Origin of the sequence: Henriciella sp. (assembly GCF_049649345.1) — a bacterium.
In the GTDB taxonomy this organism is placed as follows: domain Bacteria; phylum Pseudomonadota; class Alphaproteobacteria; order Caulobacterales; family Hyphomonadaceae; genus Henriciella.
Genome location: NZ_JBARZC010000610.1, coordinates 1 through 1,864, shown reverse-complemented (window position 1 = coordinate 1,864; position 1,864 = coordinate 1). Strand labels below are relative to the sequence as shown.

The window sequence follows — 1,864 nt, the reverse complement described above, 5'->3', positions numbered from 1 at the left end:
GGCTGAAACATCCGGCAAAGTGTTCTCGCTGGAAAGCCACGCCGAGATCGCCGACGGGGTTGAGGGCCAGACGGGCAAATCGTCAAGCCAGAACCTCGCCGGATCCATGGCGCCAGCGTCGCCCACCGCCCCATCGCAAGTCTCCGCCCCGGCCGCAGCTGCGCCTGCTCCGGCCCAACCAGGCATGACCGCGGCGACGGGAACACTGATCGCCGCGCCTGACGATGTCGCGGACATTGTGACCTCGCGCCTGTCCGGCGGCGAGCGCCCCGACCGCATTTCCGTCCAGCTCGATCCCCCCGAGCTTGGCCGGGTCTCGATCGAATTCAAATTTGACGGCCAGACACTGCAGCATGTGGCCGTGACAGGCGATTCGCCCGAGGCGATGACGAAGCTGCGCCAGATGCACTTCCAGCTTATCCAGTCGCTCGAACAGCATGGGCTGTCAGCGCGCGACATGACTTTCAGCCAGAACGCCTCGCAGGGAGACCGCCATTGGGGCGAGCCCGGAGCACAATTTGGCCAGGAGGCTGGAAACGATACGCAGGCGGCATCGCCTGATCCGCAACAGGGGCGCGCGCCGCCCATAAGGCTGGCCTCGGCCGGTCTCAACATCAAACTCTGAAAGGCTCCACCATGACGACTGTCAATCCGGCAGCCACCACCCAGCCAGCCACGACAGGCCAGCAGACCGATACGTCAGCTGGCCAGGTGCAGTTTGGCGAGGAGTTCAACACTTTCCTCCAGCTCCTGACCGCGCAGCTGCGCAATCAGGACCCGCTCTCGCCGCTCGATTCAACGCAATTCGTTGAGCAGCTGGCCACCTTCTCCACGCTGGAACAGCAGGTTCGCGGCAATGAGAGCCTGGAAAACATGGCGAGCATGATCGGCGAAATTCATGCGATGTTTGCCAGCGACTGGATCGGCGAGACCGTGACGGTGGAATCTTCCTGGGTGCCCTATTCCGACGACCCGGTGGACTTCCAAATCAATGCGCCGGACAGCGCCGACCGCGCCATCCTCAATATCAAGGATTCCGCCGGCGAGACGGTCTGGACCGACGTCCTCGACCTCTCTGACGACACGCACAACTGGCGCGGCCAGAAGCTTTCCGGGCTGGATGCGCAATCGGGCGAAATTTTCGAATTCGGGATCGATCTTTACGCCGGCACTGAATTCATCGGGACCGTGGCCCCTCAAGTGATGACCACGGTGACGAATGTTGCGAGCGAGAACGGCGCGCTCAGGATCGGGACGTCCTCAAGCCTGAGCGCCAGCGTCGACAAGGTTCACAAAGTTACAGAATAGGCCCGTGGAGCCGCTTCAGGCAGTGCTCAGAGGTCCTGCCTGGCCATATCCATAATCAGCACATTGCGAATCTCGGTCGCCACCTTGTCCTGAAGGTTTTTCAGGACGGTGGCGCGAATATATTCGTAATTCTCGATTTCCGTCATCGAGTTGAACGTCTTCCCGTCATTCGAAATGCCGATTAGCGTCGTCATGATATTGTCGCGCAGCTTCGGCTCCATCGAGAAGAGCTTGCCGGAGATGGAATTGTCGACTTCGAGATTGAGGTTGAGAATGACGAGGCTGACGACCTGCTCATTGCGAATGATCGGAACGACGAATTCGCGTGTGAAGTTGTGATAGGTGACATCACCATTTTCGCCGGACGAATCTTTGCCGTGGCCGTCCTTGGCTTTCTTGTCCTCTCCGTGTCCGGAGGACTTTTTATCGTGATCAGATGAGTCACCCTCATGCGACGATGCAGGCGCCGTCGAAGCGTCAGCAGAGCCGGAACTCTTCAGATAAAAGCCGCCAGCACCGCCAGCAATGATGAAGATACCTGCAATCAGGGCCGGGA

The 1,864-nt window shown here is 59.8% G+C and carries 3 protein-coding genes; 2 read left to right on the top strand and 1 reads right to left on the bottom strand.

What is annotated here, in order from left to right; translation table 11 throughout:
• Both WA989_RS17005 and WA989_RS17000 read left to right on the top strand, forming a co-directional pair.
• On the top strand, positions 1-625 hold a 625-nt coding region (locus tag WA989_RS17005; protein ID WP_424341669.1), incomplete at its 5' end, for a flagellar hook-length control protein FliK.
• An 11-nt stretch (positions 626-636) separates the two neighbouring features.
• The gene (locus WA989_RS17000) at positions 637-1,308 is read left to right on the top strand and encodes a flagellar hook assembly protein FlgD (RefSeq protein ID WP_424341668.1); all 672 of its coding nucleotides are present in this window, start codon (positions 637-639) and stop codon (positions 1,306-1,308) included.
• Between the two features lie 26 nt (positions 1,309-1,334).
• On the opposite strand, the gene WA989_RS16995 is transcribed toward WA989_RS17000, so the two are convergent.
• Positions 1,335-1,864 (bottom strand): hypothetical protein (locus tag WA989_RS16995; protein WP_424341667.1); only part of this gene is annotated, 530 nt, incomplete at its 5' end.

Bases quoted from the DNA above. Each gene is read 5' to 3' on its own strand.
- WA989_RS17000 (WP_424341668.1), top strand. From the start codon at position 637: ATGACGACTGTCAATCCGGCAGCCACCACCCAGCCAGCCACGACAGGC.